17 protein-coding genes are annotated in these 22,515 nt (G+C 69.9%); 7 read left to right on the top strand and 10 right to left on the bottom strand.

Translation table 11 applies throughout. The features are described from left to right. Window positions 1–93: 93 nt before the first annotated feature. The 5 genes from Q7F20_RS11355 to Q7F20_RS11335 all read right to left on the bottom strand — a co-directional run bounded on the left by Q7F20_RS11355 (window position 94) and on the right by Q7F20_RS11335 (window position 8,757). A complete protein-coding gene (locus Q7F20_RS11355; protein ID WP_305740197.1) occupies window positions 94–2,262 on the bottom strand; it encodes an ATP-dependent Clp protease ATP-binding subunit in 2,169 nt (722 codons plus the stop codon). Next, window positions 2,237–3,718, bottom strand: a complete 1,482-nt coding sequence (locus Q7F20_RS11350; protein WP_305740196.1) for an MFS transporter — start codon at window positions 3,716–3,718, stop codon at window positions 2,237–2,239. Before Q7F20_RS11350 ends, Q7F20_RS11355 begins: the two co-directional genes overlap by 26 nt. A 157-nt stretch (window positions 3,719–3,875) precedes the next feature. Then, window positions 3,876–4,151 carry a twin-arginine translocase TatA/TatE family subunit gene (gene tatA, locus Q7F20_RS11345; RefSeq protein ID WP_370871665.1) on the bottom strand — a complete coding sequence of 92 codons (276 nt, stop codon included), beginning with the start codon at window positions 4,149–4,151 and terminating at the stop codon, window positions 3,876–3,878. A 207-nt stretch (window positions 4,152–4,358) separates the two neighbouring features. Beyond that, window positions 4,359–5,846 (bottom strand): sugar transferase, encoded by a 1,488-nt coding sequence (locus Q7F20_RS11340; protein WP_305740195.1) that lies wholly within the window; start codon window positions 5,844–5,846, stop codon window positions 4,359–4,361. A gap of 109 nt (window positions 5,847–5,955) precedes the next feature. Further along, on the bottom strand, window positions 5,956–8,757 hold the full coding sequence (locus Q7F20_RS11335; RefSeq protein WP_305740194.1) for a glycoside hydrolase family 2 protein: 2,802 nt from the start codon (window positions 8,755–8,757) through the stop codon (window positions 5,956–5,958). A 218-nt stretch (window positions 8,758–8,975) separates the two neighbouring features. Between Q7F20_RS11335 and Q7F20_RS11330 the strand changes: the two genes are divergently transcribed. The 3 genes from Q7F20_RS11330 to Q7F20_RS11320 all read left to right on the top strand — a co-directional run bounded on the left by Q7F20_RS11330 (window position 8,976) and on the right by Q7F20_RS11320 (window position 10,998). Then, the gene (locus Q7F20_RS11330; RefSeq protein ID WP_305740193.1) at window positions 8,976–9,374 is read left to right on the top strand and encodes a pilus assembly protein CpaE; all 399 of its coding nucleotides are present in this window, start codon (window positions 8,976–8,978) and stop codon (window positions 9,372–9,374) included. Window positions 9,375–9,457: 83 nt separating this feature from the next. Next, window positions 9,458–10,288 carry an aldo/keto reductase gene (locus Q7F20_RS11325; RefSeq protein WP_305740192.1) on the top strand — a complete coding sequence of 277 codons (831 nt, stop codon included), beginning with the start codon at window positions 9,458–9,460 and terminating at the stop codon, window positions 10,286–10,288. Window positions 10,289–10,479: 191 nt separating this feature from the next. Next, the gene (locus Q7F20_RS11320; protein WP_305740191.1) at window positions 10,480–10,998 is read left to right on the top strand and encodes a hypothetical protein; all 519 of its coding nucleotides are present in this window, start codon (window positions 10,480–10,482) and stop codon (window positions 10,996–10,998) included. Window positions 10,999–11,126: 128 nt separating this feature from the next. Here the strand turns inward: Q7F20_RS11320 and Q7F20_RS11315 are convergent, their stop codons facing one another. From Q7F20_RS11315 to dnaK, 5 genes are all read right to left on the bottom strand, one after another. Next, entirely contained in the window at window positions 11,127–12,269 is a 1,143-nt protein-coding gene (locus tag Q7F20_RS11315) for a class I SAM-dependent methyltransferase (RefSeq protein WP_305740190.1), read from the bottom strand. 35 nt (window positions 12,270–12,304) lie between these two features. Continuing rightward, the gene (locus tag Q7F20_RS11310) at window positions 12,305–12,715 is read right to left on the bottom strand and encodes a heat shock protein transcriptional repressor HspR (protein ID WP_305740198.1); all 411 of its coding nucleotides are present in this window, start codon (window positions 12,713–12,715) and stop codon (window positions 12,305–12,307) included. A gap of 126 nt (window positions 12,716–12,841) precedes the next feature. Further along, window positions 12,842–13,846, bottom strand: coding sequence for a DnaJ C-terminal domain-containing protein (locus Q7F20_RS11305; protein ID WP_305740189.1), 1,005 nt, complete (start codon window positions 13,844–13,846; stop codon window positions 12,842–12,844). Between the two features lie 23 nt (window positions 13,847–13,869). Then, window positions 13,870–14,517: a nucleotide exchange factor GrpE gene (locus Q7F20_RS11300; protein ID WP_305740188.1), complete on the bottom strand. Its 648-nt coding sequence runs from the start codon at window positions 14,515–14,517 to the stop codon at window positions 13,870–13,872. 2 nt (window positions 14,518–14,519) lie between these two features. Next, complete coding sequence (gene dnaK, locus Q7F20_RS11295; protein WP_305740187.1) at window positions 14,520–16,382, bottom strand: molecular chaperone DnaK; 1,863 nt, start codon at window positions 16,380–16,382, stop codon at window positions 14,520–14,522. Window positions 16,383–16,667: 285 nt separating this feature from the next. On the opposite strand from dnaK, the gene Q7F20_RS11290 reads away from it, so the two are divergent. The 4 genes from Q7F20_RS11290 (at window position 16,668) to Q7F20_RS11275 (ending at window position 22,481) form a co-directional block, all read left to right on the top strand. Continuing rightward, the gene (locus Q7F20_RS11290) at window positions 16,668–19,520 is read left to right on the top strand and encodes an Ig-like domain-containing protein (RefSeq protein ID WP_305740186.1); all 2,853 of its coding nucleotides are present in this window, start codon (window positions 16,668–16,670) and stop codon (window positions 19,518–19,520) included. A gap of 126 nt (window positions 19,521–19,646) precedes the next feature. Beyond that, window positions 19,647–20,096 (top strand): DUF3060 domain-containing protein, encoded by a 450-nt coding sequence (locus tag Q7F20_RS11285; protein ID WP_305740185.1) that lies wholly within the window; start codon window positions 19,647–19,649, stop codon window positions 20,094–20,096. A 198-nt stretch (window positions 20,097–20,294) separates the two neighbouring features. Continuing rightward, on the top strand, window positions 20,295–21,575 hold the full coding sequence (locus Q7F20_RS11280; protein ID WP_305740184.1) for an oligosaccharide flippase family protein: 1,281 nt from the start codon (window positions 20,295–20,297) through the stop codon (window positions 21,573–21,575). A gap of 9 nt (window positions 21,576–21,584) precedes the next feature. Further along, complete coding sequence (locus Q7F20_RS11275) at window positions 21,585–22,481, top strand: ankyrin repeat domain-containing protein (protein WP_305740183.1); 897 nt, start codon at window positions 21,585–21,587, stop codon at window positions 22,479–22,481. Window positions 22,482–22,515 lie beyond the last annotated feature (34 nt).

Below are 22,515 nucleotides of genomic sequence, written 5' to 3'. Positions count from 1 at the left end.
CCGCGCCTCGCCCCACCGGCACGGCCGGGCGGCCGCTGACGCGTCCGCCCGGGACCGGCGGCGTGGGCCCGGGAGTCACGTCTCGTGCGCCGCCTACTCCTCGACGATCTCCGCGAGCTCGAACGGCTCCACCGTCAGCTCGTCGCCGCCCGCGGCGACGTCGACCCGGACGGTGTCGCCGTCGCGCACGTCGCCGGCGAGGATGGCCCGCGCGAGCCGGTCGTCGATCTGCCGCTGCATGAGCCGACGGAGCGGACGTGCTCCGTACACCGGGTCGTACCCGCGCTCGGCGAGCCAGGCCCGGGCGTCCGGCGTGACGGCCAGCTCCAGCCGTCGGTCGGTCAGCCGACGGGCGAGCCGGTCGACGTAGAGGGACACGATCTGCCCGAGGTCCTCTTCGGTGAGCGCCTGGAACACGACGATGTCGTCGAGTCGGTTGATGAACTCGGGCCGGAACGCCTGCGCCACGAGCTCGCGGACGGCCTCCTCGCGCTGCACGTCCGTGATCGACTGGTCGGTCATGAACTGCGACCCGAGGTTCGACGTCAGGATGAGGATCGTGTTCCGGAAGTCCACCGTCCGACCCTGGCCGTCGGTCAGGCGCCCGTCGTCGAGGACCTGCAGGAGCACGTCGAAGACCTCGGGGTGGGCCTTCTCGATCTCGTCGAGCAGCACCACGGAGTACGGGCGACGGCGGACGGTCTCGGTGAGCTGCCCACCGGCCTCGTAGCCGACGTACCCGGGCGGGGCGCCGATCAGCCGGGCGACCGAGTGCTTCTCGCCGTACTCGCTCATGTCGATCCGCACGAGGGCCTTCTCGTCGTCGAACAGGAACTCGGCGAGCGCCTTGGCCAGCTCGGTCTTGCCGACGCCGGTGGGCCCGAGGAACAGGAACGAGCCGGTCGGGCGATCGGGGTCCGAGATGCCCGCGCGGGTGCGGCGGACCGCCTCGGAGACCGTCGAGACGGCGGAGCGCTGCCCGATGATCCGGCGGCCGAGTTCGTTCTCGAGGTGCAGGAGCTTCTCGGTCTCGCCCTGCAGCAGGCGCCCGAGGGGGATGCCCGTCCACTGCGCGATCACCGCGGCGATGTCCTCGTCGGTGACGCTGTCGTTCACCATGCGGTCGGCCTGCTCGGCCTGCTCGGCGGCGGCCAGCTCGGCCTCGATCCGGGGCTTCTCGCTGTACTCGATGCGCGACACCAGTTCGTAGTCGGCCTCGCGCTGCGCCCGCTGGGACCGCATGTTGAGGTCGTCGAGCTGCTGCTTGAGCTCACCGATCCGGTTGAGGGTGGCGCGTTCCGTCTGCCACCGCTGCTCGAGCTCGGCCAACAGTGTCTCGCGGCTCGCGAGCTCGGCACGCAGGGTCTCGAGCCGCGCCTTCGACGCGTCGTCCTTCTCCTGCTTCAGCGCGAACTCCTCGACGCGCAACCGGTCCACGGTGCGCTTGAGCTCGTCGATCTCGACCGGGCTCGAGTCGATCTCCATCCGGAGCCGGCTCGCCGCCTCGTCGATGAGGTCGATCGCCTTGTCCGGCAGTTGCCGGCCGGAGATGTACCGGTTCGACAGACTCGACGCCGCCACGAGCGCGGAGTCGTTGATGGTCACCTTGTGGTGCGCTTCGTAGCGCTCCTTGAGCCCGCGGAGGATCGCCACGGTGTCCTCGACACTGGGCTCCCCCACGAAGACCTGCTGGAAACGCCGTTCGAGGGCGGCGTCCTTCTCGATGTACTCGCGGTACTCGTCGAGCGTCGTCGCACCGATGAGTCGGAGTTCACCGCGCGCGAGCATCGGCTTGAGCATGTTCGACGCAGCCACGGAGCCTTCGCCCCCGCCGGCTCCCATGAGCGTGTGCAGCTCGTCGATGAAGGTGATGACCTGCCCGTCGGACTCGTTGATCTCCTTGAGCACGTCCTTGAGCCGTTCCTCGAACTCGCCGCGGTACTTCGCGCCGGCGATGAGGGCTGAGATGTCGAGCGACACGAGCCGCTTGTCCTTGAGGGAGTCGGCGACGTCGCCCGCGACGATCCGCTGGGCGAGTCCTTCGACGACGGCCGTCTTGCCGACACCGGGTTCACCGATGAGCACGGGGTTGTTCTTCGTGCGGCGCGTCAGCACCTGGGAGACGCGTCGGATCTCGGCATCGCGCCCGATCACCGGGTCGAGCTTGCCGTTGCGGGCGATCGCCGTGAGGTCGACGCCGTACTGCTCGAGGGCGGTCTTCTGTCGCTCTTGCGAGTCAGGAGCGCCCTGGAGGTTCGCCATGCGTTCCGTCCTTTCGTTGCGTTGGTACTGGAGTTGAGTCTACTCCACTCAACTTGCGTTCGCTCCGAGAGATTCCCGTCGATCCCGGATTCCGTATCCCGACGGCACTCACGAGCGCGCCCGCGATGAGCAGCAGCGACATCACGACCATCGCGCGGTGGAGTCCCTCGACGCTGACGGCTCCGCCGAGGACGATCCCCGCGAGCGCCACCATGACGAGCCCGGCGATCCGCGCGATCGCGTTGTTGACGGCCGAGCCCGCACCGGCCTCGGACTGCGGGACCGACCCGAGGACCGCACTCGTCAGCGGCGTCACCATGAGCGCGATCCCCGTACCGATGAGCACCAGACCGGGGAGCACCGACCACCAGTACCCGACCGGCTCGTCACCGGCGAACAGGAGCAGGAGCGCCCCGACCGCGGCGATCGCCGGGCCGGTCGCCATGAACCATCGCGGTCCCCACCGCCCGGCGAACGAGCCGACGGTGGTGGAGAGGAGCAGGAGCATCACGGTCGGCGGGAGCGTCGCGAGGCCGGCGAGCCAGGCCGGGAAACGCCAGACCTCTTGCAGGAACAGCGTCACGACGAAGAACACCATCCCGAGGGCCCCGTAGATCGACAGGGTCGCGAGGTTGCCGACGCTGAAGTTCCGCGCACGGAAGAGCTCGAGCGGGACGAGCGGCGCGCCGTGCCTGCGGGTGACACGGAGCTCCCACGGTACGAAGGCCACGAGCGCGGCCCCACCGAGCACCAGCGCAGCGAGGACGACCGGTGCATCCCACCCGAGGCGCTCCTGCTCGATCAGCGCGAGGACGACACCACCGACGCCCACGACGGCGAGCACCGCTCCGACCACGTCCACGTGTGCTCGAGGACCCACCCGTACGTCCGCCGAGATCCGCGACACGAGCGGGATCGTGACGACGATCGGCACGGCCGTCAACACGAAGATCCACCGCCAGCCGATGCCGTCCACGACGAGCCCGCCGACGACCGGACCGAGGATCGTCGCCGCACTCGACCAGGCCGTCCACGTGCCGATCGCCTTCGCCTGCGCCGCACCGCGGAACGCCGCCACGATGAGTGCGAGGGCGCTCGGGGTGACGAGTGCACCGCCGACGCCCTGCAGTGCCCGGGCGACGATGAGGACCTCGCCGGTGGGGGCGACCGCGCACACGATCGAGGCGATCCCGAAGACCACGAGGCCCCACGTGATGATGCGGACGCGTCCGAACAGGTCGGACAGACTGCCTGCCACGAGGATGAGCGAACCGAGCGTGACGAGGTACGCGTCCACCGTCCACTGCTGGACGACCAGTCCCCCGCCGAGTTCGTCACGGATCGCCGGGAGCGCCACGTTCACGACGCTCGAGTCGAGTCCCACGACGAAGGACGACAGGATCGCGACGACGAGCACGACGCGGCGGTCATCGCGAAGCGGGGCAGGGGTCGTCATGTGCCCATCCTCCGCCACCGGGCACGGTCCCGCCTGCCCCTGCGAGGACCTGTGGAGAACTCGCCGGACACCACACGCCGCCGCAACTGGCCGCACACGACGAAGCCCCCGCGACCGACGTGGTCACGGGGGCTGCCGACAGGACGGGGCTGGGGTCCTAGTTCCTGGAGTCCGAGTTCGGCTGGACCGACGGGCCGGGGTTGACGACCGGCTGCGGCGCGGGCTCGGCTGCCGTGTTCGTCACGGTCGTGGTCTGCACGCCCGCATCGGTGCCCTTGGCCTTCTTCTCGTCGTCGCCCATCTCCTTCTTGAAGATGTTGATCGACTGCCCGAGGCCCTTGGCGAGTGCCGGGAGCTTGGTCGCACCGAACAACAGGATGACGATCCCGAGGATGATCAGCAGGTGTACGCCACCGAGGTTTCCGAGCATCATGACTCCTTGGTATCTGGATCTGGTCGCCGTCTCCGAGTCACCGTCGACGCGTGCGGCGGAAGTCCGTCGTGCACCCATCGTAACTCGCACCGGTCAGGAAACCCAGGCCGGGCACCCGAACGGACACCGTTCGCACAGGCAGCACCCCCGGACTGCCATTGCAGCCCGGGGGTGCGCACGGCCGATCGCGGGTCAGGCGCGATCGGGTCAGTAGGCGCCTCGGGAGCGCAGCACGGACGGGATGGTCCGGGCGAGGATGACGACGTCGTGCACGAAGGACCAGTTCTCGACGTAGTGCAGGTCGAGCCGGACACCGTCAGCCCAGTCGAGGTCCGAGCGGCCGCTCACCTGCCAGAGCCCGGTGATGCCCGGGGTCACGAGCAGCCGACGGTCGGCGAAGTCCTCGTACAGGGCGACCTCTCGCGGGAGTGCCGGTCGGGGCCCGACCAGGCTCATCGAACCGGTGAGGACGTTCCAGAGCTGCGGCAACTCGTCGAGCGACGTCCGCCGGAGGAACGCCCCGACCCGGGTGATGCGCGGGTCCTGCTTCATCTTGAAGAGCAGTCCGGCGCCTTCGTTCTCCTGCTCGAGTGCGGCCATCCGAGCCTCGGCATCGACGCACATCGTCCGGAACTTGAGGATCGAGAACTCCTGCCCGTCGCGGCCCACCCGGGTCTGACGGAAGAACACGTGGCCACGGTCGTCCGCGCGGATGACCAGGGCGATGACGGCGAACACCGGCGCGAGGAGCAGCAGGCCCAGGCCAGCGCCGACGATGTCCAGCGCCCGCTTGCCGATCCGGCGCCGGTAGTCGGGCGTCTCGACGTGCATGAGGGGCAGCCCGTCGACCGGCCGCTCGTGCACCCGACCGGCTGCGATGTCCGCCAGCGGCGAGGACACGACGAGCTCGACACCGTGCGCTTCCAGCTGCCAGCCGAGTCGCCGGAGCCGCTCGTGCCCGCCCCGGATCGCGCCGGCGACCACCACGGCTGCCACCGGTTCGCTCTGGGCCCGGTCGAGGACACTGTCGACCCCGTCGATCACCGGCACGCTCGTGCCACCGAGCGACACCCGGGACCCGGCGCGGACGCAGTCGGAGATGACCGCCCGGACGCGGTACCCGGCAGCAGGGGTGGCCGCGATGCGCCGTCCGACGTAGGTCACGTCGTCCAGGTCACCGACGAGCAGGACGTCCTGCAGTCCCTCGCCCCGGCAGCGTCGCCGAGCGAGCACGGTCCGGACGGCCTTCCGACCGATGGCCAGCAGGAGGAGTCCGAGCGGGAACGCGATGGCGACGTAGCCGCGGGCGAGGTCGATCTGGACCGCGTACGCGACTCCGGCCACCGACGCGACGGTCACGAGGCTCGCGGTGATCAGTCGCCGGAACTCGTCGCCGCCGACGCCGACGATGCGCGGGTCACGACTGCGGGAGGCGGTGAGCAGGACCATCCAGGCCACGATCATCACGGGAGCGACCACGAACTCGGTCCACCCGGCAGCGCTCGAACCCACGGGGAGCTCCCCCGGGAACCGGACCAGGTGCGCGACGGCGAACGCCACGAGGAGCAACGCCAGGTCGAGTCCGGCGAGGCCGATGCCCGTCACACCGCGGCGACGGCTCCGGTCGGACTGCGGAGTGCCGACGACCTCGATGGATCGGGACACCGCACTGAGCGGTCGCATCGCGAGTGACATCGAAGAGCCCTCCTGTCGGCCACCGGCCGGGGAGACCGACCGGGTGCCGCTGTCCTTCGGGTCGACGAAGCAGCACTCCGGTCAGAATATCACGGTGTCGTTTCGCATATCAATGCCAGAGTGCGTCCGTGATGGTCCAGGTGACGGGCGCCGAGGTCAGCGCCGGGATGTCTGCCTCGGTCACGCCGCGCAGCCGGTAGGCGACCCGTTCTCCGGGCAGCAGGGTCATGAACCCGCGGTCGACCGAGCCCTCGGGAGCGACCCGGTCGGGCTGGAAGAGGAGGTCCCGTACGAGGCCGTCGGCCTCGACGACGAGGTCGAGGCCGTCGCCGTCGGCCGCCGGGGCGAACGCTGTCCGGTACCGTGCCGGCTCCCAGCGCATGTCCTTGTCGGGAGCCGGCGTCCACACCGCGCGACGCCAGTCCATGTCCGCGACGACGAGCTCCTTCGTCGGATCGTCCACGACGCCGACCGATTCCGGCAGCGCCACCACGGCGACACCGGCGTCGGACAGACGGACGGGGAGCGAGACCTCGGCGAGGACCGTCCCGGAGAGGTTCACCCGCCGCACGCGGACGACGCTGTCGTGGCCCGTGCGGGTCGAGCGGACGGCCACCTCGATGGGCGCGTTGCCGAACGACCCGGGCGACACCCCGAGCGAGAGCGTGTCCGCCAGGTCGCCCAGATCAGCCGTCTCGCTGGCGGAGGCCGACGTGGTGGGGCGATCCGCGCCTCCTGGCTGGCCCGACGGCTCACCCACCGAGCCGGACGCGCCCGCCGGACCGGACTCACCAACCGAGCCGGACGCGCCCGCCGGACCGGACTCACCAACCGAGCCGGACGCGCCCACCGGACCGGACCCGTCCACCGAGCCGGCCCCGCCCGCAGCCGGGACCGCGGAGACCGGCCGGATCGTGAGCAGCACGTCGTCGTAGAGCCGCCGCAGCTCGTGCGCCAGCGGCTTCAGCCTCCCGGCCGAGTCGATCGCCGACCACGACGAGACCGGCCACAGGTCGTTGAGCTGCCACACGATGACACCGGTGTTGCGCGGCCAGTGCGTCCGCCAGTGCTCGACGCCCGTCGCGATCGCCCGCGTCTGCTGGAGCTGCGTCAGGTAGTGCCACCGGTCGAACTCGGCCGGCGCCACGGAGCCGAAGCGCGGCGCGAGGCCCCGCGCGAGCTTCGCCATGCCGTCCGCTGCCTTCTGGTGGTGGACGACTCCCGGCGAGTCGACGCGCATCGGCTCGTCGGAGACGGCCGACCGCAGCGTGCGCCACGCCGGCGGCGCCTGCCAGCCGAACTCCGAGACGAACCGCGGCACGGAGGCGCGGTACGCGGTGTCGGGCAGCCGGTTCCAGACGTCCCACGAGTGGTGCGTCTCGTGGTCGACGTCGTTCGCGAAGAGCGACTCGGAGCCCGACCACGGCGACGCGACCGTGTAGAAGCGGGACGGGTCGACCGCGTCGACGATCGTCGGCAGCAGGTCGAGGTAGTAGTCGAGACCCCAGCCACGGTCCCCGAGCTCGGTCGCCCAGCCGTCGACCTCGTGCAGCCAGATGTTCTCGTTGTTGCCGTTCCAGAGCACGAGCGAGGGGTGGCGGGCGAGCCGGGCGACGTTGTCCCGTGCCTCGGCGATGACCTCACTGCGGATCGGCTCTCCCTCAGGGTAGGCCGAGCACGCGAACGGGAAGTCCTGCCAGACGAGCAGGCCGAGCTCGTCGCAGACCTCGTAGAAGTCGTTCGACTCGTAGACCCCGCCGCCCCAGACACGCACGAGGTTGACGTTGAGGTCGGCCGCAGCGCGCAGACGCGTGGCGACCCGGTCACGCGTGACGCGGGAGACGATCACGTCGTCCGGGATCCAGTTCACGCCGCGGACGTCGATGAGTGTGCCGTTGACGTGCACGTTGAACGGCTTGCCGATGCTGTCGGACGTCGTCTCGATGCGCGTCGAGCGGAAACCGCTGCGGAACGCCGAGCGGTCGAGGACCTCGCCGTCGACCGTCTGCAGCTCGACCACGACGTCGTACATGTCCTGCGCGCCGTACCCGCGCGGCCACCACCGCTGCACCTCGGGCACCCGCACCGTGACGACGGTCTCGTCGTCCTTCGGGGTGAGCTGCGCCCGTGAGCGCTGCCGCGTCGTCCCGCCGTCGGCCGTCGGGCCGCTGACCGTCACGACGAGGACGAGGTCGTCGTCCTCGCCGTCCTGGTCGAGGTCGTTCAGCCCGGAGCGCTCGACGGTGATGTGGGCGTCGAGCACGCCCTCGCCGGCCTCGACGTCGACCAGCGGGCGGACGTCGCGGAGCCTGGCCGTCGACCACCGCTCGATCGCGACCGGTCGCCACGGCCCGCTCGTGACCGCCGTGAGCCCCCAGTCCCACCCGAAGTTCGAGGCCATCTTCCGGATGTACGGGAACGGTTCGTCGTACGGCCCGGGCATGCTGCCGGCCTTCGCGGCGACGCGTCCGGCCTCGCGGTAGGGCGACTCGAACAGCACCTCGAGCGTCTTGCTCCCCCGACCGATCCCGCCGGTGCTGTCCCGCGCGTCGAACCGGTAGCGGCGGTGCATGTTCCGCGTCGTGCCGACGACGACGCCGTCGAGGCTGAGCTCGGCGACGGTGTCGAGCCCGTCGCACACGAGGTCCACGCGCTCGAAGCCACGCGGGTCGACGTCGACCGTGCGCTGGTACGACCAGTCGGCCCGGCCGACCCACTTGGCACCGTCCTCGTTGCGATCGAACGTCGGGTCCGCGAGCAGCCCCTCGCGTTCGAGGTCGGTGTGCACCTGCCCCGGCACGGTGGCGCGGATGGTCCGCCCCACGACGTCGCTCGGCGCGCCCGCGGGCGGCGCCTCACCCGCCATGGTCACGGTCCAGCCGTCGCGGAGTTCCTCGCGTTCGAGGGTCATGCGGGTCCTTCTCTTCGGCGGACGGGTCGGTGTCCGCTGCGGTCGGGACGCCGGCCGGATGTCGGCCACCTGGCCGGGTCGTCGGCCTGGAGGCGCGGCACCGGTTGCCCGGGCGTCGTCGCGTTCGCGCGCGCGAACGCTGGTGCGTGTGCGTGCGGGGGTGCTCGGCGATGCTAGTACGGCGACCTTGCAGGACCGCGAGTGGCAGGCTGGGATGCGTGATCAGTGTTGCACTCGCCACCGCCCTGCGCGACGCCGGCCTGCGGTGGCACCCGGCGACCGGCGACCGGTTCGTGATCGACAAGCCGGGCGTCGACGACGACGTCTACACGGTGTCCGAGATGACCGTGGAGCGGCACGACTACCCCTCGGGGACGGTGCTCGGGTTCAACGGGACGACCGAGTGGGCACTGGACTCGGTCGATGCCGCGGAGTCCCTCTGGCTCCCGCGCGAGGACCAGCTACGGGAGCTGCTCGGACCGGCGTTCGTCTCCCTGTCGGCGGGGTTCACGGTGGTCGCGACCGTCGGCGGTGCTGACCGTTCCTTCACGTCCGACGATGCTGCCGAGGCGTACGGACTGGCGCTGCAGGCGTACATCACGGCTGCGCTGGCGTAGTCGAGCGTCCATCGGGTGCAACGGCTCGCCCGGGCTGAACGTTCCCGGAATGACCGCTGGGCGGGCTTTGGTTGACTCGGGTCATGACCGTTCCGAACATCACCCTGAACGACGGCAAGACCATCCCGCAGCTCGGCTTCGGCGTCTTCCAGATCAAGCCCGAGGACACGAAGGAAGCGACGCTCACCGCGCTCGAGGTCGGCTACCGCCACATCGACACTGCCGAGATGTACGGCAACGAGAAGGAGGTCGGCGAGGCCATCGAGGCGTCCGGCATCCCGCGCGAGGAGATCTTCGTCACCTCGAAGCTCAACAACGGCTTCCACGACCCGGCACTCGCGGCCGAGAACGGCAAGAAGTCGGCCGACCTGCTCGGCGGCTACACCGACCTCTTCCTCATCCACTGGCCGCTGCCCACCGTGTCGGACTTCGTCCCCACCTGGAAGGCCCTCGAGGAGCTCTACCACGCCGGTACCGCCCGCTCGATCGGCGTGAGCAACTTCCAGGCGCACCACCTGCACCGTCTGCGTGACGAGACCACGATCACCCCGGCCGTGAACCAGATCGAGGTGCACCCGTACCTCACCCAGGACGAGCTCCGTCAGGTGAACGCCGACCTCGGCATCGCGACCGAGGCCTGGTCCCCGATCGCCCAGGGCCTCGTCCTCGACGACGAGACCATCACCCGCATCGCCTCGGCGCACGACAAGTCCCCGGCGCAGGTCGTCCTCCGCTGGCACATCCAGCGCGGCGACATCGTGTTCCCGAAGTCGGTCACCCGTGCCCGCGTCGAGGAGAACTTCGCGATCTTCGACTTCGAGCTCTCGGGCGAGGACATGACGGACATCACCTCGCTCGACAAGGGCCACCGCACCGGCCCGGACCCCGACACGTTCGACTACGTCCCGGCCTGAGGTCGCGCTGGCCATGCCGGTCAGCTGCTCACCTTGACGACGAATGCGCACGGTCCGCCGTGCGCATTCGTCGTTCCGCGCAGTCACCCCACAGGCAACTTCGTACTGCAGTCTGATGTTCTGCGTTTCGCACGTTGATTGGATCGGTCGTGACAGGCACCGCCGGTGCTTGCACGACGAAAGGTCTCACCATGCGTTCCTCACTCATCATGCGTCGCACGGGAGCGGCCGCGGCCATCATCGGAGCGTCCCTCGCGTTCACGGCGGCTGCTGCGCCGGCGAGCGCGGCCCCCAGCGCCGTCCACCAGGTCCGTGCCGCAGGGGTCATCGCGAAGGCGAACGTCGGCGCTCATGCGTTCGAGATCGTCCGGAAGGGCGAGCGTGTGTACGAACGGTACACACTGCCGAACGGCACCATCGGTGGCGAGTGGAACCTGTCGCACAGCGCACCAGAGGCTCGCGGAGTCGAGATCGACAGCATCGGCAACTGGACCGGTGCGAAGGCGGATGAAGCCTTCGGGCGTGCAGGATTCGAGGTGTCCGGCATCGTGTTCCACACGCGGGCGAGCGGGGATCACGCCGCCTCGATGAGTGCGGACGGCTTCTGGATCGTCGCTTGGCGCGGACTCGACTTCACCCAGGAGCACGACTTCGCCTACAGCGCCACGGTGCACTTGGTCGACGGCAGCTCGTACGAGATCACCGGTTGACAGCTCCGCAGGTGGTGTGGTGCCGAGGCAACGACACCGCACCGCCTGCGGCACCGGACGATGCAGGCGTCGTCGACGATGGTCGCTCGCCATCGGACGGCGCGGTCACCGGGCGGACGATCGGCCCGTCACGCTCGCCGCGACGCCGTCACCGTGAACTTCGGCGTCCGCACCACCTGCCGCGTCACCCCCACGGCCCGCTCGAGGACCGGCCGGTAGCGCAGGTGCGAGTTCCACACGCACCACAGTTCGCCGCCGGACTGGAGGATCGTGGCCGCGTTCCGGAACATCGCCTCGGCCGCGTCCGTGGTCACCGTGGTGTCCGCGTGGAACGGCGGGTTGCAGAGGACGAGCTGCGCGGAGCCCTCGTCGAGTTCGTCGCCCGCGTCAGTCCGCACGACGCGCACTCGGTCCGCGACCCCGTTGGCCTGCGCCGTGGCGATCGTCGATGCCACGGCGATCTGCGACACGTCCGTCGCGACGACCCGAACGGACGGGCGCCGCAGTGCCAGCGCGGTGGCGATCACCCCGTTCCCGCAGCCGAGGTCGACGGCGACCCGGGCGGTCGGCACGGCATCGTCCATCGCGTCGAGCAGCACCCGTGTGCCCTGGTCGAGCGAGGTCCCGGCGAAGACCCCACCGTGGGCCACGAGGGTCATCCCGAGGTCGTCGACGTGCACCGACCGCGGCCAGGGGTTCGTCGCGTCCGCCCGGGTCGCCTGCGCGCGGAGCGGGTCCTGCGCGATCAGCAACCGGGACTTCCCACGACCTCGGGACGCCGTGACCTCGCCGAAGTACCGGCGCAGGACGTCGTTCTGCCCGAGGTTCATGTGCTTCGACACCCCGCCGCACAGCAGCACGACGTCGGGTGCGGCGAACCGGGCCACCGCGCGGGCGAGCTCGTCGAGCCGGTCGTTCGACTTCGACAGCCGGAGCAGGACGAGCCGGACGTCGCGGAACGCCTGCTCGAGCGACGAGGGGTGGTGGAAGCCCCGGCGTCCGAAGGTGCCGGCGTTGGCCTCGAGCGCGCGCACCCCGACGAGGGAGTCCTGCACGACCCGGACGTCCGACGCACCGTGCACCGTGATCGCCCCCAGGGTCAGCACGCCGTACCGGTCGTCGACGACGGCGACCTCGCCGGGCTGCCGGAGCGCGTCACCGTGCACGTGCGGCGCTTCGTCGAGGATGAAGCGGTCCGTGCCGTCGATCGCGATGAGGTCCGGCGCGTCGTCGTCGCGGCGGCGGAAGAAGTCGGCGAAGTCCGGTGGCACGGCGCCAGCGTACCGATGGACCCGGTGGGGTCGGGTCAGCGCGGCCCGCGGTAGAGCACGATCTGCGTGTTCCGCTGCGGCCGCATGCCGGCACGGAGCGGTACCGCACCACCCGTGGTGGTCGCCGCGAACACGCGAGCGCCCGGCCGGTTGATGAGCTGGTCGGCGAGGGCCGTCTCCAGCTCGCTCACGCGCGCACGGAGCGCGCGGTTCTCGTTCTCGAGTTCGAGGACGCGGCGGATCCCCTCGAGCGAGACGCCCTCGGACCCGAGCCGCGCGATCTCGCGCAGCTGCGCGACGTCGCGCATCGAGTACCGACGTGACCCGCCGCGCGTGCGGCCGGGCACGACCAGGCCGAGCCGGTCGTACTGCCGCAGCGTCTGCGGGTGCATCTCGGCGAGCTCCGCCGCCATCGCGATCGCGAAGACGGGCGAGTTCTCGTCCATGTCGGTCATGGCGTGTTCCTTCCGTCGTCCGCGTGGTGGTGGAAGCCAGCCTGGAGGCACGGCGTGCGTTCCTGACGGAGCCGCGCCGTCCCTCCAGGCCGGGTCTACTGCTGTGGTCGCGACGCGCTAGCTGCGCGCCTTGGTGAGGAGGTCCTCGCGAGGGTTCTCGTCGGGCAGTGCCTCGGCGAGGGCCTCGACCGCCTCCCGCTGCTTGTCCGTCAGGTGCGACGGCACCGCGACCTGGACGGTGGCGAGCAGGTCGCCCGTCCCGTTCTTGGTGGCGACGCCGCGCCCCTTGACGCGGAGGACGCGACCCGACGGCGTGCCGGGCGCGACCTTCAGCTTGACGGTGGAGCCCCCGAGCGTCGGGACCTCGATCGTCGCGCCGAGCGCCGCCTCGACGAACGTCACGGGGACGTCCAGCCGCAGGTTCTGCCCGTCGCGCTCGAACACGGGGTGCTTGCGGACCGTGACCGTGACCACGAGGTCACCGGCCTCTCCACCGTCGGGCGACGGTTCTCCGCGCCCGCGCAGGCGGATCTTCTGCCCGTCGGCGACCCCGGCCGGGATGCGCACGTTCACCGGACGACCGTTGCCCTGCGCGAGCTTGACGGTGTCACCGGCGATCGCGGTGGTGAAGTCGAGGGTCGTCGTCGCCGTGACGTCGCGGCCCTTCGTCGGTCCGCCGAACCCGCGGTAGCCGCCGGTGGACTGGCCGAAGCCGCCGCCACCGCCGAACATCCCGCCGAGGATGTCCTCGAAGCCGCCGGCGCCGCCTGCTCCTCCTTGGCCGAAGCGGACACGCTGTCCGCCCCCGCCCTGACCGAACATGCCGCCGAAGACGTCCTCGAAGCCGCCGCCCTGACCCGGGCCGCCCGCGGTGAAGCGGGCGCCCGAGCCCATGGCGCGGACCTGGTCGTACTCCTGGCGCTGCTCCTTGTCGGATAGCACCGAGTACGCCTCGCTGATCTCCTTGAAGCGGTTCTCGGCGGCGGCGTCGCCCGGGTTGGAGTCCGGGTGGTACTGCCGCGCGAGCTTCCGGTAGGTCTTCTTCAGCTCAGCGTCGCTCGCCGTCTTGTCGACGCCGAGGACCTTGTAGAAGTCCTTGTCGAACCAGTCCTGACTGGCCATGAATCCCTACCTCCTCCCCGCGCTCAGGCCGGGACCGCCACCGCGACCTTGGCCGCACGGAGGACGCGCTCACCGAGCTTGTAGCCCGGCTCGACGACGTCCGCCACGGTCTGGCCGGTGGCACCCGGGGTCGGCAGCTGCACGATCGCCTCGTGGATGTTCGGGTCGAAGGACTCGCCCTTCTCGCCGATCTGCACGAGCTTGAACTTCTCGAAGCCGCCGCGGATCTTCTGACCGATGACCTGCATCGGTCCCTCGGCGAGGTCACCGTGCGCCTCGGCGCGGGTGAGGTCGTCGAGCGCCGGCAGCAGGGCCCGGACGACCTCGGCGATGGCGACCTCGCGGTTGGCCTCGCGGTCGCGCTCGACGCGCTTCCGGAAGTTCACCAGCTCGGCCTGCGCACGGAGCATGTCCGCACGCATCTCCGCCACCAGGTCGCGGTCCTCGGTGCTGAGCTTGTCCTCGGCGATGCCGCGGGCGGCGTCGGCGAGCAGCGCTTCGTCCTCAGGGGAGAGGTCGTTCTGCGGGCCGCCGGCGGCGGGGCCGTCCGTGGGGACTTCCACGTCCGGCCCCTCCGCCTCGATGAGGTCCTCGGGCTGCTGCGCGTTGGTGGCGTCGCCCTCGACCTGGGGCTCGCCGTCCTCGGGCACGTTGTCCTTGGGGTCCGTCATCGTTACTTCTTGTCCTTGTCGTCCTCGTCGTCCACGACCTCGGCGTCGACGATGTCCTCGTCGTCGGCCGGCTGCTCACCCGTCGGCTGCTCGCCGCCGGCCGCCGCACCCGCGTCCTGCTGGGCGTAGATGGCCTGGCCGAGCTTGCCCTGCGACTCGTTGAGCTTGTCGAACGCGGTCTTCACGGCCTCGTCGTCCTCACCCGCGAGGGCGGACTTGAGGGAGTCGACGTCGGCCTGCACCTCGGACTTGACGTCCGCGGGGAGCTTCTCGTCGTTCTCCTTGATGAGCTTCTCGATGGAGTAGACGAGCTGCTCGGCCTGGTTGCGACGCTCGTTGGCCTCACGGCGGGCCTTGTCCTCGGCCGCGTGCTCCTCGGCTTCGCGGACCATGCGCTCGATGTCCTCCTTCGGCAGCGACGAACCGCCGGAGATGACCATCGACTGCTCCTTGCCGGTGCCCTTGTCCTTCGCGGACACGTGCACGATGCCGTTCGCGTCGATGTCGAACGTGACCTCGACCTGCGGGACGCCACGGGGAGCCGGGGCGATGCCGGTCAGCTCGAAGGTGCCGAGCGGCTTGTTGTCGCGGGTGAACTCGCGCTCGCCCTGGAAGACCTGGATCGCGACCGACGGCTGGTTGTCGTCAGCAGTCGTGAAGGTCTCGCTCCGCTTGGTCGGGATCGCGGTGTTGCGGTCGATGAGCTTCGTCATCAGGCCGCCCTTGGTCTCGATGCCGAGCGACAGCGGCGTGACGTCGATGAGGAGGACGTCCTTGCGCTCGCCCTTCAGCACACCGGCCTGCAGCGCGGCACCGACGGCCACGACCTCGTCCGGGTTGACGCCCTGGTTCGGGGACTTGCCGCCGGTCAGCGACTTGACGACCTCGGCCACGGCGGGCATGCGGGTCGAACCACCGACGAGCACCACGTGCGCGATGTCGTTGACCGAGACACCGGCTTCCTTGATGACGTCGTTGAAGGGCTTCTTCGTGCGGTCGAGCAGGTCGGAGGTCATCTGCTCGAACTGTGCGCGCGAGATGGTCTCGTCGAGGTTGAGCGGGCCGTCGGCCGTCAGCGTGAGGTACGGGAGCTGGATGCTCGCCGACATCTGCGACGACAGTTCCTTCTTCGCCTGCTCGGCGGCTTCCTTGAGGCGCTGCTTCGCGATCTTGTCGGTCGAGAGGTCGACGCCGTGCTCGTCCTTGAACTTCTTGACGAGGTAGTCGACGATGCGCTGGTCCCAGTCGTCACCACCGAGGCGGTTGTCGCCCGAGGTCGCGCGGACCTGGATCGTGGAGAAGTCGTCGTCCTTGCCCACCTCGAGCAGGGAGACGTCGAACGTGCCGCCACCGAGGTCGAAGACCAGGATGAGCTCGTCTTCCTTGCCCTTGTCGAGGCCGTACGCCAGAGCAGCGGCGGTCGGCTCGTTGATGATGCGGAGGACGTTGAGCCCGGCGATCTCACCGGCGTCCTTCGTGGCCTGGCGCTCGGCGTCGTTGAAGTACGCCGGCACGGTGATGACCGCGTCGGTGACGTCCTCACCGAGGTACTGCTCGGCGTCGCGCTTGAGCTTGCCCAGGATGCGGGCCGAGATCTCCTGCGGCGTGTACTTCTTGCCGTCGATGTCCGTCGTCCAGTCGGTGCCGATGTGGCGCTTGACGCTGGCGATGGTGCGGTCGACGTTCGTGACGGCCTGGCGCTTGGCGGTCTCGCCGACCAGGACCTCGCCGTCCTTGGTGAAGGCGACGATCGACGGCGTGGTGCGCATGCCCTCGGCGTTGGCGATGACCGTGGGCTCGCCGCCCTCGAGCACGCTGACGACCGAGTTGGTGGTTCCGAGGTCGATGCCTACTGCACGTCCCATGTGTGGGTGCTCCTTCTGTTGTTGCTCGTGATGCTGAAGTCGTTGGACTTGCGTCCGATGGACTCAACCTTACTCCGAACCGGAGGCGCGTCAACCCAGGAAGCACAAAGTTGCGTGAGCGCGACGCAGGTTTGCGCAACGCTGTTCATGTTGTATTCAACTTTCATACGTGATATTTTGGTTGAGCAGCGGGGTGTCCCGCGAAGAAGATGACCGCGAGCCGCGGGCGACCTCATCGTCCCGAACGACGCACGCGGCCCGACCCCTCTGGAAGGGATCACACTCATGTCCAACAAGACCAAGCGTCTCGCGAAGGGCCTGGGGGCCTCGGCGCTCGCGATCGCGACGATCGCTTCCGGCCTGTCCTTCGGCGCCGCCTCGGCATCGGCTGCTCCTTCTACCCGCCTGGGTGAGAAGACCGGCGAAATCGACCTCGTCTTCGAGAACAGAGGCAAGTTTTACACCCCCGGTAGGCCGGGCAGCTGGCAAACCAGCAGCTCCGGCATCCCTGTGGGCGACGCAACGACCTGGAATGACTTCGCCGGGTCCTACAGCAATCTCGAGGACGCGAAGCGTGATAGTCGGGTGTCCGTACATCCTGAAGCGGACGGTCGCTTCGCGCTTGCCAAGGGGACGCAGTGCCTGCAGCCCCGCAACTACGAGCATTACTGGACGCACAATGGCTCCGGCGGCACTCGCCAAATGCGCGCGCTCTTCGGTTCGGATGTCCTCGCGTTCGGATCCTGCTCCGCGGGGAAGTTCTCATATGAAGATGGGGTGCTGAAGTGGGATGGAAACCCGGTGGGTGCTGGCGGCGATTCTACCTCTACGTTCTGGAAATATACCAGTGACGCATGGAGAACTCACCACGCAGCATCCTATATCCACAATACGCTCCGGGTCGGCGGGTATGCCTCCGGCGAACTCGTCGGCGACGTGGAGGCGATCAAGCCCTTCTCGGCGGACTGGGCGTTCCAGGACGGCCGCGACGAGAAGTCGGTTATCTCCGGCAAGGGGAAGCCCGACTCGGCCATCTCCGTGACGGACGCTGACGGCAACGCCGTCGCGACCGGCACGACGAACGCCGAGGGCGAGTACTCGATCGAGGTCGACGCTCCGAACAAGGGCGGCGAGTACAAGCTGACAGTGGAGCAGACCGACGCCGATGACAAGAAGACCTCGCGGGAGGTCACGCTCGACTTCGGTACCGCGGTCGCGATCGAAAGCCCGATGGACCAGGACGAGATCGACGACTCGCCGATCACGGTCGAGGGCAAGGGCGAGCCCGGCTCCGAGGTCACCGTCGCCGTGACCGGTTCGACGCCGCGCACGGTCGAGGTGAGGGACGACGGCACGTGGAACCGCGCCGTCAACATCCCGAACGGTGAAGCCACGATCACGGCGACCCAGAAGTCGAAGGGTGCGAACACCACCACCTCGACGGTGGTCGTGAACCCGGGCGACGACGCGACGATCCCGTTCGAGGTCACGACACCGGCGAACAACTCCACGGTCGCCGGCCCGACGGTCGACTTCACCGGCCGTGCCGAGCCCGGCACCCAGGTGCGCATCGTCGAGGGCGCCACGAACGTGATGACCAACCGGACGGCCGATGCTCAGGGCGACTGGAACGGCACGAGCGTCGCGCTCACGAACGGCGTGCACAACCTCACCGTGCAGTACACCGAGCCGGGTCAGGGCCAGCAGGCCCAGCCGCTGACGATCACCGTCCAGAACGGTGTCGTGCAGGACTTCGAGATCACCGAGCCGACCGACGGTGCCACGCTGCGCCCGGGTCCGTTCGACATCAAGGGTCTCGCGACCACGGGCACCATGGTCAACGTCGTCAACAGCCGCGGCGACATCGTCATGACGACGACCACCACCGATGCTTCGGGCAACTGGTCCGGCAAGGCGTCCCTGCCCTCCGGCACCCACGTGCTGACCGCGCAGTACACCGAACCCGGCTCCGGCGCGAAGAAGACTGTCGACTTCACGGTCACGGTGGAGCAGAGCGTCGTCCAGCCGTTCGAGGTCACCTCGCCCTCGAACGGTGGGACCGTGACATCGAACACGTTCGACATCACTGGCATCGGCACCACCGGCACCACCGTCAACGCGATCCGCGCCGGTAACACGAACCCGATCATGCGGGCCACCACGATCGACGGCAACGGCGACTGGAGCGGACAGGTCACGCTGCCCAACGGCACGCACACCATCACGGTCCAGTACCTCGAGCCCGGCAAGCCCGGCAAGCAGACGGTCGACCTGACCATCACCGTGCAGGGCGGCACCATGCAGCCGTTCGACGTCACGTCCCCCGCGGACGGGGCCACGGTGAACTCGAACACGTTCGACGTCACCGGCGTCGGCGCCACCGGCACCACCGTGAACGTCGTGGACAAGCGCGGAAACATCCTGATGTCCGGCACCACGATCGACGCCGACGGCAACTGGAGCGGGCAGGCGACCCTGCCGAACGGCACCCACACCGTCACCGTCCAGTACACGGAACCCGGGAAGCCCGGCAAGCAGACCGAGAAGCTGACCCTCACGGTCGTCGGCGGGATCACCCAGCCGTTCGAGCTCACGAGCCCGTCGAACAACGACACCGTGCAGACGAACCCGCAGGGCACCGTCACCTTCACCGGCAAGGCCTCCACGGGCACGCTGGTGAACGTGGTCCGCAACGGCTCCACCACCCCGGTCATGCCGACCCTCACGGTCGGCCCCTCGGGCGACTGGACCGGCACGGCGGACCTGCCCGACGGACCGAACGGCCTGACGGTGCAGTACATCGAGCCCGGCACGCCGGGCAAGCAGATGATCTCCCTGGCGATCACCGTCGAGCGTGCAACGGTGCAGCCGTTCTCGTTCGACAGCCACCAGAGCGGTGACGTCGTCACCGCCAACGCCCCGACCACCTTCAGCGGCAAGGCCACCACGGGTACCCAGGTCAACGTGATCAACCGCAGCGGTGCCAACTTCATGAGCACCGTCACCGCGGATGCCAAGGGCAACTGGAGCGGCGACAGCGTCAACATCCCGCGAGGCACCCACAGCCTCCTCGTCCAGTACACCGAGCCGGGCGTCCCCGGCAAGCAGACCGTCGCGTTCACGCTGACCGGTCAGTGACACCCGCACCACCGAAGGCCCCCGCCGCACTCAGCGACGGGGGCCTTCCCCATACCCATTGCGCATGCAATATTTCACGTGTTAGCCTGGGATCACCACCCACCGTCCGATCCGATTGGTCCAGTCATGAAGAAGCTCCTCATCGCCTCGCTCACCGCGGGGGTCCTCGCTGCGACACTCGCCGGCTGCTCGGCTTCCGACGCGAAGTCCGAGTCGACGCCGAAGCCAACCGCCTCGAGTGCGGCGACATCGAACGATCCGCGCGTCGGCGACACTCGCGGCGCCATCGAGAACCTCGACAAGTGCGTCGACGGCCTCCTGCGTGTCACCGACGCTGCCAAGGCCAAGCCCGCGCTCGCCAAGGGCTGCGACACCGTCGAGTTCTGGGTCACCGCAGCCGCGGTCGAGATCGGCTCCGTCAAGACCCTCTCGATCGCCGGCTCGAACAACTCGATCGACGTGAAGTCAGTCGGTTCGATCGACATCGAGGGGACCAACAACACCGTCACGTACGGCGGCGACGAGCCGTCCGGCGTCGACAAGATCAAGCACAACGAGATCGTCGCCGCGAAGTGACGACCAGTGGCGGGGGGGGCCCCCGCGCCCCCCCCCCCCCCGGGTGCCGGGGCCCGCCCCCCCCCGGCACCCCCCCCCCCTCAGTGGCCCCCCCGTGGCCCCCCGGGGGGGCGCGCCCCCCCCCCCCCCCCCCCCCACTCCTGTGTCCGGTGCACGGAACCGCCCGGAAACGCCACAACCCGAACCCGAGGAAGCCAGATGGCCCGCCCGCGCCGCAACCCGATCGTCGTCTCGACGCTGGGCAACGCCGTCGCCCCGCTCGCGAGCCTGGCGACCGCCCCGATCCTCGCTTCCGCGCTCGAACCCGCGGGCCGGGGCGTGGTGGCCGCAGCAACCGCACCGCTGCTGCTCGCCGTGGCGCTCGCCTCACTCGGACTTCCGTCGGCGCTCACGCACTGGGTTGCCCGGCAGCCGGCGATCCTCCGCCCCGCCATGGTCGTCGCGGCCGTGGTCAGCGCTGCGGTGGGCGGTGTCACGACGGCGCTCGTCGCGCTCCTCAGCCCGACGCTCGCGGGTGGCGACCCCGCGCTCGCATCGCTCATCGGGCTGGCGGGGATCGCGCTGGTGCCGAACCTGCTCGCAGCCCTCCTGCAGGCCGTCGCGGCGGGCCTGCACGCCTGGCGCCTCGTCACGATCGAACGTGTCGTCACCCAAAGTTCGCGGCTGCTCGTCATCGCGGTGCTCGCGGCGACCGGAACACTGACGGTCGAGGGAGCGATCACTGCTATCGCGCTGAGTCCGGTGCTCGGCGCGCTGGTCTACCTGCACCTCCTCAGGCGTTCCCGTGCGGCCTCGAACGCCGACGCGAGCACGCTTCGAGCCGGGGTGCTCCTGTCGTACGGTGGGCGGGTGTGGCTCGGGGCGCTCTCGGGCATCATCCTGAGCCGCATCGACCAGTCACTGCTCCTCCCCCTGGCCGGCGCCGCAGCCCTCGGCCTGTACGCGGTCGCGGTGAACATCGCGGACGTGCCGCTCATCGTGGCGAACGCCGTGCGGGAGGTCTCGTTCAGCAAGCACAGCGCCGACACCGACCATGCGGGGCTCGCACGCGCGGCACGGCTCACCACGGCGGTCGTGCTCGTGGTCGCCGCGGGGCTGACGGCAGTGCTGCCGTTCGCCGTGCCGTGGCTGTTCGGCGCCGGCTACGCCGAAGCCGTCCCGGTCGCCGCAGTACTGCTCCTCGGCTTGGTGCTCGGTTCACCAGGCTCCCTCGCGGGCGTCGGTCTCGCTGCCGTCGGCCGCCCCGGGTTGCGCAGCGTCTCCCTGGCGATCGCCGCCGTCTGCAGCATCGCGACGCTCGTCCTGCTCGCCCCGATCGCCGGTGCGCTCGGTGCGGCGGTCGCCACGCTCGTCGGCAACGTCGTCTCCGCCGGTGGCAACCTCGTCTTCCTCCGGCGCGTCGCCGGCATGCCCGTCCTGCCGTTCTTCGGGCTGCGCCGCGGCGACCTCGGCGCAGTCCGGGCGCTCCTGCCCCGGTAGGCTCGCACCGTGCGATGGAGTCGAGTGGGTTGGCCCGCCGTCGGGTACGTCTCCCTCGAGGACGTCGACGGCTACCCCGAGCACCTCGCACGCCTGGTGACCGACGCCCCGCCGTCTGTGGCCGCCCTCGCGTCCGTCACGTGGAGCGAGTCCCGCATCCAGAGCTGGCGCCTGGAAGAGTCGGGGCGCCACGGCGACGCCGGGGTCGACTCGACGCCGACCCACACCGTCCACGCCGTGTTCGTCGTGCGCAACGACGAGGTGCTCGACACCCCGGACGGCCTCTGGCGCCGGTGGAACCACGCGCGGGTGTCCCTCCGCTTCGACCGCGCCGTGCTCGACCCGTCCGACACCGAGGCACTCGACCTGCTGGCCGGAGACGTCCACGTCTCCCGCGGCGAGATCGCGCACGTGGACGCCGACGTCTGGGAGCTCCGGCTGCTGGTCTCCCCCACCGGCGAGCTCGCGATCCACTTCCGCGACGTCGTGATCGAGGTGCGTCCCGTCGGCGAAGAGGACTGGGCAGCGCTCGAGTCACGCCCTGCTCACGGCTGGCACGGGCCGGTCCCCGACGGCTGGGTCGAGTGGGCGACCCCGGCGGTACGGGCTGCGGCGCACGGCGACGTCGGCGGCCTCTCGCTGGCGCTCGACGGCATCGGTCAGGATCCTGCCGGCATCGACGAGGTCGACCCGCGGTGGGGCTTCGCGCCGCTGCACGCGGCCGTCTGGTTCGACAACCGCGGCACGACCGAGGCACTGCTCGAACGCGGCGCGGACGTCCGGGTCGAGGACGCCGAGGGGCGCACCGCGATGGACATCGCCCGTGAACGCGCCTCACACCGCGCGGAGGAGATCCTGCTGGCCTGGTTCGACCGGCCGGCGCACGACACGAACGAAGGCGAGTGAACGGGAGGCGCGACCCGCGTCGATCACGCGGGTC

The organism is Curtobacterium sp. A7_M15 (assembly GCF_030705415.1).
GTDB lineage: Bacteria > Actinomycetota > Actinomycetes > Actinomycetales > Microbacteriaceae > Curtobacterium.
This window is presented reverse-complemented; position numbering and strand designations above follow the sequence as displayed.